The 13,121-nt window shown below is 71.4% G+C and carries 14 protein-coding genes and 1 pseudogene; 7 read left to right on the top strand and 8 right to left on the bottom strand.

Features of this window, described 5'->3' with window-relative positions; genetic code table 11:
- Positions 1 to 67: 67 nt before the first annotated feature.
- From IEY89_RS08035 to IEY89_RS08025, 3 genes are all read right to left on the bottom strand, one after another.
- The gene (locus IEY89_RS08035) at positions 68 to 892 is read right to left on the bottom strand and encodes a heme ABC transporter ATP-binding protein (RefSeq protein ID WP_189146599.1); all 825 of its coding nucleotides are present in this window, start codon (positions 890 to 892) and stop codon (positions 68 to 70) included.
- Positions 893 to 1,036: 144 nt separating this feature from the next.
- Positions 1,037 to 2,119, bottom strand: coding sequence for a FecCD family ABC transporter permease (locus tag IEY89_RS08030; protein WP_189146598.1), 1,083 nt, complete (start codon positions 2,117 to 2,119; stop codon positions 1,037 to 1,039).
- Positions 2,116 to 3,138, bottom strand: a complete 1,023-nt coding sequence (locus IEY89_RS08025; RefSeq protein ID WP_373287206.1) for a heme/hemin ABC transporter substrate-binding protein — start codon at positions 3,136 to 3,138, stop codon at positions 2,116 to 2,118. Before IEY89_RS08025 ends, IEY89_RS08030 begins: the two co-directional genes overlap by 4 nt.
- Positions 3,139 to 3,267: 129 nt before the next feature.
- Between IEY89_RS08025 and IEY89_RS08020 the strand changes: the two genes are divergently transcribed.
- Genes IEY89_RS08020 through IEY89_RS08010 form a run of 3 tightly spaced genes read left to right on the top strand, consistent with a single transcriptional unit; the run spans position 3,268 to position 7,002 of the window.
- Complete coding sequence (locus IEY89_RS08020) at positions 3,268 to 4,728, top strand: HtaA domain-containing protein (RefSeq protein WP_189146597.1); 1,461 nt, start codon at positions 3,268 to 3,270, stop codon at positions 4,726 to 4,728.
- A gap of 56 nt (positions 4,729 to 4,784) precedes the next feature.
- Positions 4,785 to 6,320 (top strand): HtaA domain-containing protein, encoded by a 1,536-nt coding sequence (locus tag IEY89_RS08015; RefSeq protein WP_189146596.1) that lies wholly within the window; start codon positions 4,785 to 4,787, stop codon positions 6,318 to 6,320.
- Between the two features lie 37 nt (positions 6,321 to 6,357).
- Positions 6,358 to 7,002, top strand: a complete 645-nt coding sequence (locus IEY89_RS08010) for a PhzF family phenazine biosynthesis protein (RefSeq protein WP_189146595.1) — start codon at positions 6,358 to 6,360, stop codon at positions 7,000 to 7,002.
- Between the two features lie 61 nt (positions 7,003 to 7,063).
- Here IEY89_RS08010 and IEY89_RS08005 read toward each other — a convergent pair whose 3' ends face one another.
- Positions 7,064 to 7,717 carry a biliverdin-producing heme oxygenase gene (locus IEY89_RS08005; protein ID WP_189146594.1) on the bottom strand — a complete coding sequence of 218 codons (654 nt, stop codon included), beginning with the start codon at positions 7,715 to 7,717 and terminating at the stop codon, positions 7,064 to 7,066.
- A 129-nt stretch (positions 7,718 to 7,846) separates the two neighbouring features.
- On the bottom strand, positions 7,847 to 8,704 hold the full coding sequence (gene map, locus IEY89_RS08000) for a type I methionyl aminopeptidase (RefSeq protein WP_189146593.1): 858 nt from the start codon (positions 8,702 to 8,704) through the stop codon (positions 7,847 to 7,849).
- A gap of 60 nt (positions 8,705 to 8,764) precedes the next feature.
- Between map and IEY89_RS07995 the strand changes: the two genes are divergently transcribed.
- Positions 8,765 to 8,995, top strand: a complete 231-nt coding sequence (locus tag IEY89_RS07995) for a hypothetical protein (protein WP_189146592.1) — start codon at positions 8,765 to 8,767, stop codon at positions 8,993 to 8,995.
- Positions 8,996 to 9,117: 122 nt separating this feature from the next.
- Here the strand turns inward: IEY89_RS07995 and IEY89_RS40465 are convergent.
- Positions 9,118 to 9,360 (bottom strand): annotated as a pseudogene (locus IEY89_RS40465) (MFS transporter); the annotation flags it as partial.
- 91 nt (positions 9,361 to 9,451) lie between these two features.
- The gene (locus IEY89_RS07990; protein WP_189146591.1) at positions 9,452 to 10,060 is read right to left on the bottom strand and encodes a hypothetical protein; all 609 of its coding nucleotides are present in this window, start codon (positions 10,058 to 10,060) and stop codon (positions 9,452 to 9,454) included.
- 147 nt (positions 10,061 to 10,207) lie between these two features.
- Between IEY89_RS07990 and IEY89_RS07985 the strand changes: the two genes are divergently transcribed.
- Genes IEY89_RS07985 through IEY89_RS07975 form a run of 3 tightly spaced genes read left to right on the top strand, consistent with a single transcriptional unit; the run spans position 10,208 to position 12,287 of the window.
- Positions 10,208 to 11,284 (top strand): sialidase family protein, encoded by a 1,077-nt coding sequence (locus tag IEY89_RS07985; RefSeq protein WP_189146590.1) that lies wholly within the window; start codon positions 10,208 to 10,210, stop codon positions 11,282 to 11,284.
- A 37-nt stretch (positions 11,285 to 11,321) separates the two neighbouring features.
- Positions 11,322 to 12,047, top strand: coding sequence for an NADPH-dependent F420 reductase (npdG, locus tag IEY89_RS07980; RefSeq protein ID WP_189146589.1), 726 nt, complete (start codon positions 11,322 to 11,324; stop codon positions 12,045 to 12,047).
- 57 nt (positions 12,048 to 12,104) lie between these two features.
- Positions 12,105 to 12,287, top strand: a complete 183-nt coding sequence (locus tag IEY89_RS07975; protein ID WP_189146588.1) for a hypothetical protein — start codon at positions 12,105 to 12,107, stop codon at positions 12,285 to 12,287.
- Here IEY89_RS07975 and IEY89_RS07970 read toward each other — a convergent pair.
- A complete protein-coding gene (locus IEY89_RS07970; protein ID WP_189146587.1) occupies positions 12,280 to 13,077 on the bottom strand; it encodes a site-2 protease family protein in 798 nt (265 codons plus the stop codon). The genes IEY89_RS07975 and IEY89_RS07970 overlap by 8 nt on opposite strands.
- Between the last annotated feature and the right edge of the window lie 44 nt (positions 13,078 to 13,121).

Below are 13,121 nucleotides of genomic sequence, written 5' to 3'. Positions count from 1 at the left end.
GTCACGGCTGCTCAATGACGATCTAAAGGTGAATTAAAGCGCGTCCCACGCACGGGTAATCCATAGGTCAAAAGTCCCGGACCGGCGAGATCAGGACAGCCCCGGTGCGTGGATGCGGGAACACCTCGATGGGCTGCCGGTAGACCTCCGACAACAGTCGCCCGTCGAAGATCCCCGCGGGCGGCCCGTCCGCCACCACCCGCCCGGAGCTCAGGATCGCGACCCGGTGCGCGTACGCAGCCGCCAGCCCCAGATCGTGCAGGACGACCACCACGGCGTCCCCGGCCCGCGCCCGCTCCCGGCAGACCCGCAGCACCAGCTCCTGGTGACGCAGGTCCAGCGCGGCGGTCGGCTCGTCGAGCAGCAGCAGCGGCACCCGCTGGGCGAGCACCCGGGCAAGCGCCACCCGGGCCCGCTCACCGCCGCTGAGCGCCGAGAACGGCCGTACGGCGAACCCGGCCACCTCCGCGGCCCCCATCGCCGCGGCCACCGCCACGTCGTCCTCGTCCTCGCGCTCCGTACCGGCCCAGGGGGCCCGGCCCATCCGGACGGCCTCCTCGACGGTGAACGGGAAGGACAGCGAGGCCGCCTGCGGCAACACGGCCCGGCGCAGCGCGAGTTCGGCCACCGGCCACTCGTCGGCGGCCCGGCCGTGAATCCGTACGCCCCCCGCCGCGACCGGAAGATCGGCGGCGAGCGCGCCCAACAGGGTCGACTTCCCGGCCCCGTTGGGCCCGACCAGCGCGAGCACCTCACCGGCCCGGACGGTCATGTCGACGCCGGCCAGTACCTCCCGCGCCCCGAGCCGTACGTGCAGTCCGGCGGCCTCGGCGAGAACGTCTCCTGGTTCGGCGGCGGGCGGAGGGGTTGGACGGGAACGCAGGAATCTCATGGGAGGGCTCCTAGGGGCGCAGCGGGCCGAAGCGGAAACCGAGGACGCCGAGGCCCACCCAAGGGGCGCGGGGCTGTGTCGATCTGCGGCTCCGCCGCGTGGGCGCGACCAGCCCCCACGGACCCGCAGCCGACACACGACCCCTCACGCCCACCCTCCTTGCCCGCGCCGCGCCTTCCGCAGCAACCAGAAGAAGAACGGGCTCCCGAGCAGGGCGGTGAGAACACCCAGCGGCAACTCCGCGGGGGCGGCAACCGTCCGCGCCGCCAGGTCCGCGCCGAGCAACACCACCGCCCCGGCGAGCGCACTGCCCGGGACGAGGAACCGGTGTCCCGGGCCCGCCGCCATCCGCAGCAGATGGGGGATCACCAGGCCGACGAAGCCGATGATCCCCGAGACGCCGACCGCCGCCGCCGTCAGCAGCGCGATGACCAGCACCAGCACCATCCGCAGCCGCTCCACGTCCACGCCCAGGTGCCGGGCGGGTCGTTCGCCGAGGGAGAGGAGGTCGAGTCGGCGGGTGTACAGGGGTGCGACCACCAGGCCCACGGCCGCGAAGGGCAGGACGGCCAGGACCTTGGACCAGGTGGCCTGGGCGAGGGAGCCGAGCTGCCAGAAGGTGATCTGGTTGACGGCGGCCGTGTCCGCGAAGAACAGGAACAGACCGATCAGCGCGCCCGCGAAGGCGTTCACGGCGATGCCGGTGAGGATCAGTGTCACGACCTCCGTACGGCCGCCGGAGCGCGACATCGAGTACACCAGCAGCACCGTGGCGAGGCCGGTCACGAAGGCGACGGTCGGAATCGTCACCGTGCCGAGGAAGTTGAGGCCCAGCGAGATCGCGCCCACCGCGCCGACCGCCGCGCCCGAGGAGACGCCGATGATGCTCGGCTCGGCGAGCGGATTGCTGAACATGCCCTGCATCAGCGCCCCCGCGCAGCCCAGCGAGGCCCCGACGAGCAGCGCGAGCACGATGCGCGGGAAGCGGACGTTCCACAGGACGGACTCGGGGACGCGGTCGAGTGCGGCGCCGCCCAGGCCGGTCCGGTGGAGCACCGAGCCGAGCACGTCACCGGTGGGGATCGGATACGCCCCGAGCCCGGCGGCGACCGGGACGAGGACGAGCAGGGCGACGACCAGCCCCGCGGTCAGCAGCCAGGTGCCGCCGCGCACCCGGCGTACGGGCTTCTCCGCCGTGGCCTCAACCGCCTTGTCCAGCAGGGTCATCGGGCCTCTCCGCTGCCGTCGGCGTACAACTGCGCCACGATCGACGTCAGCACCTGGTCCGTACGCGGCCCGTAGTTGAGGAGCACGCCGTCCTCGACCGAGACGACCCGGCGCTCCATCCCGGCCGGGGTCTGTGCGACGCCGGGGATCCCGGCCATGCCGTCGATACCGCCGACGGATTGGAGTCCCTTGGTCATGACGAGAATCGCGTCCGGTGCGGCCTGGGCGAGCGCTTCGGTGGTGATGGCGGTGAAGTCCTTCTCCAGCCCCGAGTCGGCGCCCGCGTCGACGGCCCCGGCGGCCTCCAGCAGAGAGGTCGCGCCTGAGCCCCTGCCACCGATGAGATAGACGGAGGCCGAGCCGCGCAGATAGAGGAAGGCGACGCGGGGCCTTTCGGCGCGGTCGGGAATCTTCTCGCGTACGGCGGCGATCCGGTCCTCGGAGCGCTTCGTCAGCCCCTTGCCGGCGGCCGGTACGCCGAGTGCGTCGGCGACCGCCTGGATACGGGGGCCGACGTCGCCGAGGTCCTTCGCCGGGTCGATCACGAGGACCGGGACGCCGGCGTCCCGGATCTGGCCTATGGCCTCCTCCGGCCCGGTCGTCGTCTCGGCGATGACCAGGTCGGGCCGGAGGGAGAGCACGCTCTCGGCGGAGACATCGTGGTTGCGGGTGACCACGGGCAACTTCTCCGCCTGCGCGAACGTGGCGGTGATGTCCCGGGCGACGACCCGGTCGCCGAGCCCGAGGGTGAACACGATCTCGCTGAGGCTGCCGGAGAGGGGGACGATCCGGTCGGCGGCCTCGACGGTCACCTCGACCCCGTCGGACGACCGTACGGTGACGGGAAGTCGAGGCTCGGAGGGGTTCGCGAGCGGTTCGACCCGGTCCGCCGCGACGGCACCGGCGACGGCCTTGGCCGTGCCCTGGTGGGTGTCCTGCGGTGTGCCTTGGGTCCCGGCGCAGCCGGTCGCCGTGAGGGCGAGCGCGGAAAGCAGTGCTCCCGCCATGCGCGTGCGCAAGCGTCCCACGATCCTGTCCGTTCTGTCGGTCTCTTGGATTCTCTCGGCCTTCTTACACTTCAACCCCGGCAGAGCTTAGGTTAGCCTTACCTTTGTTCGCTACAGGTGGTCGGATCCGGAGGACATCTCATGCCCGCGCGCCTTCGCGCCCTGGTGACCGTGGTGTGCGCGGTCGTCCTGGGAGCCCTCCTCCCGGTCGGGGCAGCGCATGCCGCGAGCCGTACCGTGCAGGGTGGACGGCTCGACTGGGGCATCAAAACCTCCTTCCAGAGCTATGTCACCGGCCCGATCGCGAAGGGGAGTTACTCCCTCACGGGCGGCGCGGCCACGGTCGGCGGAAGCCGGTTCCGCTTCCATTCGGCGACCGGCACGTACGACGGCGACACAGGCGCCTTCCGGGCCGGCTTCCTGGGCGGGGTCCACTTCGTCGGGCACGGGAAGGCCGACGGGACGCATCAGCTCGACCTCACGATCAGCCGCCCCACCATCCGTATCTCGGGGGGCACCGGCACTCTCCATGTCGACGTCAGCAGCAAGGCGAAGGACACCGGGGCGGTCACGACGTCCACGCAGGTGCCCTTCGCCACCCTCGCGCTGGGTGGGATCGACATGAGGGGCGGCGGCAACGCCGTCGCCCTCAACAACCTCCCCGCCACGCTCACCGCCGAGGGCGCCAAGTCCTTCGCCGGGTACTACGAGGCGGGCACCGAGCTCGATCCGGTGAGCCTCTCGACGGACGTGCGGGCGGCAACGGCCGAGCAGCCGAGGGCGACACCGACAGGGCCGGCGAAGGCGAAGGAACCCACGGTGTCGGCTGCCAAGTCCCCTTCCCCGAAGGCGACATCGGGTGCGATCAGGGACGGAGCCGTCGACTGGGGCGTGCGCCGCACCTTCCGCGAGTACGTCACCGGTGACATCGCCAAGGGAAAGTGGACGCTGTCCTCCGGCGCCCAGGACGGCGGTGCGCTGTTCCGCTTCCCGAGCGGGCAAGGAACCTACAGCGACGGGAAGTTGACCGCCTCCTTCGCCGGAGCGGTGCGTTTCACCGGTGAGAACGGGCTCGATCTGGCGCTGAGCGGGCTACGGGCCACCGTCGGCACCGACGGCACCGGCACGCTCTACGCCGACGCGGCGAGCGCGGACTTCACGGGCACCGGCGTCCCGCTGATCACCTTCACCGCCGGACAACCGGCCCCGAGGGACGGCCTGGTCGCGCTGACCGAGGCGCCGGCGAAACTCACCGCGCGCGGAGCGCGGGCCTTCGGCGGGATGTACAAGGCGGGCACGGAGATGGACCCCGTCTCGCTCGCCGTCACCCTCACCGACGCCGCCGAACTCCCCGCCCTGCCCGACCTGGGCAGCGCGGCAACCGGGGCGGAGCCGTCCGCGACACCAGAGCCCTCGGCGACCGACGCCGCACCGGTCGCCGACACCGAGAACACCGCGAGCGCCTCCGGCTCCGGCGGCCCACTGCTGCCCGTGGGCCTGGCGGCCGGCTCCCTGCTGCTGGTGGCCGCGGCCTTCGCGTACGCCGTACACAGGCGCCGCACCCGACCGGCCGTCGACGCACCGGACCGGCCGCAGGCCTGAACTTCCGTACTCCGTCCGCCGGTTGGGCGGACCATCCACTTAGGAGAACCACGATCATGCCAGCCGCCAGACGACCCCTCGCCCTCGCCGCCGCCGTGGCCACGGCCGTCGCCCTCGGCGCCACCGCGCTCGCCACGGCGGTCGCCTCCACCGCGTCGGCCGCCGAAATCCCGCTCAGCGGCTACGAGTTGACCTGGGGCATCAAGCAGTCCTACCGCAGCTACGTGACCGGTATGGCGGCCGGCACCTTCACCCCGACGGACGGCGCCACGCAGGCCGCGAACAACGGCGCGTTCACCTTCACCGAGGGCACGGGGACCTATGACTCCACGTCCCACACCCTCGCCCTCGGCTTCAAGGGCGGCCTGAAGATCGCCTCCACGCTCCACGGCTTCGAACTCACCCTGTCCGACGTCAGGTTCGACAGCAGGACGGCGAAGATCACCGCCGACGTGACGAAGAGCGGCGCCATCCAGGACGACGTACCCTTCGCCGATGTCACCGTCACCCGCGGGATGACGGACATGGCGACCAAGCTGACCGCGGAGGCGGCGACCGTCCTCGGCAGCTCCAGCTACAGCGGGGCGGCCGGGGACCCGCTGACGGTGGTGGAGAAGAAGACGGAGTCCCCGAGCCCGTCGGCGACCCCGAGCACCAGTACCAGCCCGAGTGCGAGCGCGTCGGCATCACCGACCCCGTCGGCGTCGGCGTCGGCCTCGGCGTCCCCCACCCCGACGCAGGGCACCTCCGAGTCCCCCTCCGCTTCGGCCTCCCCCTCGGACACCGCCACGGCCGCCCCGGTGAGCGGGGACATCACCGACGGCACGCTCGGCTGGGGCGTGAAGCAGTCCTTCCGTACGTACGTCGTGGACGGTGTCGCCAAGGGCGCGATCACGACGACCGGGGGCGCGACCCAGGCCGCCGGCAACGGGGCGTTCACCTTCCCCGACGGCTCGGGCACCTACGACACCGTCGCCGAGACCCTCTCCGCCGCCTTCACGGGTGCCGTGAACTTCAAGGGCCATGAGGAAAACGGCGCTTACGGTCTCGACCTCACCCTCAGCGACCTCAGGGCCACGATCGACAACGGCGCCGGCGAACTCACCGCCGACGTCGTGAGCCTCGGTGAGAAGTCCGACGACGTGGTCCTGGCCGACCTGACGACGGACGCGGCCGACCTCACCGCCGTGAACGACGTCATCACCCTCTCCGACGTCACCGCCGAGCTCACCGCGGCCGGCGCGAAGGCCTTCGGCGACTTCTACGAGGCGGGCGCGGAACTCGACCCGGTCGACCTGTCCGTCGCCGTCGCCGAGGGCGCCGAACTCCCGGGCGGTGACGGCGGATCGGCCTCCACGGGCGGCTCGTCCGGTTCGTCGGGCTCCTCCGGCTCCACGGGCGGTTCCTCCGGTACGACGGGTGGTACGACGGGCTCCACGACCGGCGGTACGGGCTCGACCGGCGGTGTGACAGGCGGTCTCGCATCCACCGGTGCGGGCGTTCCGGTGGGTGCGCTGGGTACGGCCGCGGCCATGACGGCGGCGGGCGCGGCTGTGGTCGTGGCGGTACGGCGTCGGCGTACGGACGGGTAGTTGGTGGCCGCTGCCACCTGGGTGTTTGAATGCGCGCGTGACTGAATACGACGTGGTCCGGGTCTTCTGCGCGCCCAACGGGGGATATGGCAACGAGCTGGGCGTGGTCCGTGAGGGCTCCGTCATGCCGGAGCGGAGCGAGCGGCAGGCGTTCGCGGCGAAACTCGGCTTCAGCGAGACCGTGTTCGTCGACGACCCCGAGCGCGGGATCATCGACATCTACACGCCCACCCTGCGCCTGCCCTTCGCTGGTCACCCCTGCGTCGGTACGGCCTGGCTGCTCGACGTGCCCGAACTGGTCACGCAGGCCGGGCTGGTGGGGGCGCGGCTGGACGGGGAGTTCAGCTGGATCGAGGCGCGGGCGGAGTGGGTGCCGGAGCGGACGTTGCGCCGGTACGGGTCGGCCGCGGAGGTCGACGCGCTGGAGGTGCCGCCGCCGGGGGAGTGGATCTACGCGTGGGCGTGGGAGGACGAGGCGGCGGGGCGGGTACGGGCCCGCGCGTTTCCCGGGCGCGACGACGGGATCGCGGAGGACGAGGCGACGGGGGCGGCGGCGTTGTTGCTCACGGACCAGCTGGGCCGGGCGCTCAACATCACGCAGGGCAAGGGGTCGCAGATACTCACGGCGCCGCAGCCGATGGGGTGGGTGGAGGTCGGGGGTCGGGTGTTCCTGGAACGCTGAGTTTCAGCGCCGTAAGGGGGCCGGGGGCGGCGGCCCCCAGAGGCGGGTCACGCCGGGCGGGTCACGCCGACAGGGGGAACTCTTCGCCCAGAGCGCGGAAGACATCCGTGTTCAACGCGAACGCCCGCTTGCATTCCGCGACCACCCGCTGTCTCTCCAGCTCGTCCACCGCCGTGCCCGCCCGGTCCAGCAGCTCGCGGTAGCCGCGCTTGAATGCGGCCGGGTTCGCGATCTCCTCGAACACGTAGAAGCGGACGCCGTCACCCTTGCGGGCGAAGCCCCATGTCTTCTCGGCCCTGTCGCGGATGATCTGGCCGCCCGAGAGGTCCCCGAGGTAGCGCGTGTAGTGGTGGGCGATGTAGCCGGTCGGCCATTCCCTGGCGCACTCCGCGACCCGGTCCGCGTACGCCCGCGTCGCGGGCAGCGCGGTGAGCGTCGTACGCCAGTCGGGGCCGCGCAGATGGGCGAGGTCCGTCTCCAGTGCCGCCAGTCGCATCAGCTCGGGCTGGACGAAGGGGCCTGCCACCGGGTCGGACGCCAGCCGGTGTGCCTCTGCCTCCAGGGCCTCGTACACGAACCACAGCTGCTCGGTGTAGCGCGCGTACGCCTCCACGCCGAGCCTGCCGCCGAGCAGGTCGCTCATGAACGTCGAGGTCTCCGCCTCCACGTGCTGCTCGTGGGACGCGGTGCGGATGACTGTCGAGAAGGAGTCCATGAGCCATATCCTCTAAGGTAAGGGTACCCTAAGTCAATGCTTTACCGACGGACTGTCGGCAAAAGAGTACCCAGAAACGCGGCGAGCCCGCCCTCGGAATGAGGACGGGCTGGGCGCGTGGGGTGTGAGCTACGGCAGCGTCAGGATCTCCGCGCCCGCATCCGTCACCACGAGGGTGTGCTCGAACTGGGCGGTGCGCTTGCGGTCCTTGGTGACGACCGTCCACCCGTCGTCCCACATGTCGTAGTCGTACGAACCCAGTGTCAGCATCGGCTCGATGGTGAAGGTCATACCGGGCTGGATGACCGTCGTGGCGTGCGGACTGTCGTAGTGCGGGACGATCAGCCCGGAGTGGAACGACGAGTTGATCCCGTGCCCGGTGAAGTCCCGGACGACGCCGTATCCGAAGCGCTTGGCGTACGACTCGATGACCCGGCCGATGATGTTGATCTGCCGGCCCGGCCGGACGGCCTTGATCGCCCGGTCCAGGGACTCCCGGGTCCGCTCGACGAGCAGCCGGCTCTCCTCGTCGACGTCCCCGACCAGGTACGTCGCGTTGTTGTCGCCGTGCACCCCACCGATGTACGCCGTCACGTCGAGGTTGACGATGTCGCCGTCCCGCAGCACGGTCGAGTCCGGGATGCCGTGACAGATGACCTCGTTGACGGACGTGCACAGCGACTTGGGGAAGCCGCGGTAGCCGAGGGTGGACGGATAGGCGCCGTGGTCGCACATGTAGTCGTGCGCCACCCGGTCCAGCTCGTTGGTGGTCACACCGGGCGCGATGAGCTTCGCGGCCTCCGCCATCGCCCGCGCGGCGATCCGCCCGGCGATCCGCATCGCCTCGATCGTCTCGGGCGTCTGCACCTCCGCCCCGGTGTACGGGGTCGGCGCGGGCTTGCCGACGTACTCGGGGCGACGGATGTTTCCGGGCACGGAACGGATGGGAGAGAGCTCCCCTGGTACGAGCAGTGACTGGCCAGACATGCCAGCGAGTTTAACGAGCCCTGGTGGGGGACGATGACCGTGGTGAAAGGAGTCCGAACCATGGCCCTGTTCAAGAAGCGCACGGTCGGCAAACCGGGCGAGTGGTACTACTGCCTGGAGCACAAGAAGGTCGAGGAGGGCCCGGACTGCCCGGGCAAGGACCGCTTCGGGCCGTACGCCACCCGCGCGGAGGCCGAACACGCGATGGAGACGGCCCGCGAACGCAACCTCCAGTGGGAGAACGACCCCAAGTGGCACGACGCCCACGCGCGCGGCGAGGGCGAGGACTGAGGGGGCCGCCGACCGGCCGGGCCTCTCGGGCGCCCGGCCGGGACTGCCGGTCCGCCCGTCCCGGCCGGTCCGGCGTGCCGCCTGTCCGGCGGTCCCGGCGGTCCCGGCCGTGCGGGGCGCCTCGCCGGCCCGGTCGTCTCGTCCTCGCCGACCGTCCTGCGCAGGTGGGTCGGCGAGGCGCCGGCCGGCGGACGCTCATGGGCGACGACCCGCGGCATCGGGGAATCGAGCGCCGGCCGCTGCACCGCACCACGGGCGGCGGTGAGCGCGGCGACCACGTACAGCGGCTCGGGCGGGACCGCGTTCACGAGCGGTACGGCGTACAGCGCCCCCTGGCCCGCCTCCGTCCCCAGGATCGGCTTCCGCGGCGACTGCTCTCGCCGGGAGGGAAGAAGGGTTCTCCGGCGTTCCGCCGACGTCGGGTGAGGTGCCGGGACGGGCGGGTGGGAAACGTGGTCACCAGCGGGACGGCGGCGGCGCCGTCAGGATGTCCGCCAGCCGGGCCAGCCGGTCACGGAAGCCCCGCCGCCCCCGGACGACAGGCACCGCGTTCTCCCCGGCCGCCGCGCTCACCAGGTGCTGCACGGTGTCCAGGTCCAGCTCCAGCTCCAGTCCATCGGGCACCGCCAGCGACTCGTGCGCCATCGACACCAACTCCCCCTCACCCGCCCCCAGCACCAGCACCTTCGCCCCACCCCGCCGAGCGTCATGAACCCGCTCCAGCAGAGCCCCGCCCACCCCCTCCGGCGCCACCACCAGCAACGTCTCACCCCGCCGCGCCGCCTCGATCCGCCCGAGCCCGACCGACAGCTGCCCGGGACCGGACGTCCGCGGATCGTGCCGTACGAGCGTCGGGGCCAGCTCGGGCGTCCCCGACCACGTCGCCTCGTCCACCAGATGCGCCGCCAGGTGCCACGGCTCGTACGCAGGCGTCCCCACCAGCAGCAAGCCGCCCCCGTACGACACCACGGACCCCCGTAACGCCCCCGCGAACCTCCGCGTGGCCCCCAACCACTCCGTTCCAGCGAGCACTTCGCGCAACAACGCGACCCGTACGGCGTCCATGCCCGCGCATCCTGCCGCAACAGGCAACTCAGGGCGCTCCCTTCACCATGATTTCGCCCAACATGGGTAAGAACCCGAACCACTACCCGTACGTACAGTCACTGTCATCGTCACCGTCGACGTCACCACCTACGCAAGGAGCCGCACATGACAGTGGAGACAAGCGTCCCCTTCTGGTCCGGCCAGGAGGGCTACGCCAGCTACCGCATCCCGGCCGTCGTCGTCACCCACGCCGGCACCGTGCTCGCCTTCTGCGAGGGCCGGGTCGACTCCGCCTCGGACCACGGGAACATCGACATCGTCCTGAAGCGGTCCACGGACGGTGGCCACACCTGGGGCCCGCTCACCGTCGCCGCCACCAACGGCGGCAACATCGCCGGAAACCCCGCCCCCGTCGTCCTCGACACCGGCCGCATCCTCCTCGTCTACGTCCGCGCTTCGGGCGCGGTCACCGAGAAGGACATCCTGCTCGGCAACGTGTCCGCGGCCGACGGACGCCGTGTCTGGGTCCGCCACAGCGACGACGACGGCCTCACCTGGTCCTCCTCCGTGGAGATCACCGCCCAGGTGAAGAACCCGGAGTGGCGCTGGTACGCCACCACGCCCGGCCACGCCATCCAGCTGAGCACCGGCCGGGTCGTCGTCGCCGCCAACCACACGATCCCGCCCACCGGGTCGGACCTGGGCAACGAGGCCCGCTACAACAGCGGCCACTGCCTGCTCAGCGACGACCGCGGCGAGACCTGGCGCATCGGCTACCTCGACGAGAACACCAACGGCTACATCAACGTCAACGAGACCACCGCCGCCGAACTCCCGGACGGGCGCGTCTACTTCAACACCCGCAACGACTCCTCGTCCCCCGGCAACCGCGCCGACGCCCACTCCGCGGACGGCGGCCAGACCCTCGTCAAACCCTTCCGCCCGCAGGCCGGCCTGTCCGCCCCGATCTGCCAGGCCAGTGTGCTCCAGCTCCGCGACCCCGACCTGCTCCTCTTCTCCGGCCCCGCCGACGCCGCCGCCCGCGCCCTGATGACCATCCGTGCCTCCACCGACGGCGGCATCACCTGGCGCCCGGTACACACGGTGAACGGCCTGCCCGCCGCCTACTCCGACCTCGTCCGCGTCGACGCCCACACCGTCGGACTCCTCTTCGAGACCGGCGACTTCGGCCCGTACGAGAGGATCCCCTTCCGCCGGGTCCCCGTGACCCACCTCACCTGAGCCCATGGGCCCCCGGACACAGACGTAAAGTCGGCCCATGACCTCTACCGACAGTGCACAGACCCCGGCCGGGACCCCCGTGAAGGCTCCCGCGAAGGACCCCTGGGACCTTCCCGACGTCTCCGGGCTCGTCGTCGGCGTGCTCGGCGGGACCGGGCCGCAGGGCAAGGGCCTCGCCTACCGGCTCGCCAGGGCCGGACAGAAGGTGATCATCGGGTCGCGCGCCGCCGACCGCGCCCAGGCCGCCGCCGACGAACTCGGCCACGGTGTCGAGGGCGCCGACAACGCCGAGACCGCGCGCCGCAGCGACATCGTGATCGTCGCCGTGCCCTGGGACGGACACGGCAAGACCCTCGAATCCCTGCGCGAGGAACTGGCCGGCAAGCTCGTCGTCGACTGCGTGAACCCGCTCGGCTTCGACAAGAAGGGCGCCTACGCGCTGAAGCCGGAGGAGGGCAGCGCCGCCGAGCAGGCCGCCGCCCTGCTGCCGGACTCCCGGGTCACGGCCGCCTTCCACCACCTGTCGGCCGTCCTGCTCCAGGACCCGGCGATCGAGGAGATCGACACGGACGTGATGGTCCTCGGCGAGGAGCGGGCGGACGTGGAGATCGTGCAGGCCCTCGCCGGCCGCATCCCCGGCATGCGCGGAGTCTTCGCGGGCCGGCTCCGCAACGCCCACCAGGTCGAGTCGCTGGTCGCCAACCTGATCTCCGTCAACCGCCGCTACAAGGCCCACGCGGGCCTGCGCGTCACCGACATCTGAGCGGATGGGGGACACTGGACGGGTTTCCGGCAGTGTCCCCCGACAGGAGCTCACCCCATGCCCCGGCTCGCCCTCTACGCCCTCATCGTCTGCGTGCTCGCCGTGGCTGCCGCCGTCGTGTCCTTCGTCCAGGGCAACCTGCTGGGGATCGTGTGGGTACTGCTGGCCGGGCTGGCGTCCAACATGTGCTGGTACTACGCCCGGCGCGCCCGGTCCGCCGAGCGCCGCTCCGTCAGGTGACCGAGCAGAACTCGTTCGTCCCCTGCCAGAAGCGGTACAGCGCCTGACCGCAGTACGTCTCGACCTCGGCGATCCCCAGACCACGCAGCACCGTGTCGATCACGTCGAAGAACGCGCCGTTCACGGACGGGATCCACAGCACCGCGAACACGAACAGCAGCCCGAACGGCGCGAACGGCTCCACCTGGCGCTTGATCCTGTACGACAGCCAGGGCTCGATGACCCCGTAGCCGTCGAGACCGGGCACCGGCAGGGAGTTCAGGATCGCCGCCGTGGCCTGGAGCAGGGCCAGGAAGGCGAGCGCGAACCGGAATTCGGTGGGTACGCCGTCCAGCGCGCCCAGCCAGAACGGCGCCGCGCACACCGCCGCGAACAGGACGTTCGTCAGCGGACCGGCGGCCGAGATCAGACTGTGCTTCCAGCGGCCGTGGATGCGGTTCCGCTCGATGAAGACGGCGCCGCCCGGCAGCCCGATCCCGCCCATGATCACGAAGATCACCGGCAGCACGATGCTGAGCAGCGCGTGCGTGTACTTGAGCGGATTGAGGGTGAGGTACCCCTTGGCCCCCACCGTGATGTCGCCCCCGTGCAGCGCGGTGCGCGCGTGCGCGTACTCGTGCAGACACAGCGACACGATCCACGCGGCCGTCACGAACAGGAACACGGCGACGCCGGGCTGTTCGGCGAACCCGGTCCAGGTGGCCCAGCCCGTGACCGCCGTGACGGCCAGGATCCCGACGAAGACCGGGCTGATCCGCCGGTCGCTGTTGCGGGTGGTGGCGGTGGTCATGGGGCGGGACTCCTGAGGGGACTCGGCGGGGAAACGCCGTACGC

Source organism: Streptomyces lacrimifluminis (assembly GCF_014646095.1).
Taxonomy (GTDB): Bacteria; Actinomycetota; Actinomycetes; order Streptomycetales; family Streptomycetaceae; genus Streptomyces; species Streptomyces lacrimifluminis.
Note: the sequence above shows the minus strand (reverse complement) of the source record. Positions and strands in the feature narration are given on the sequence as shown.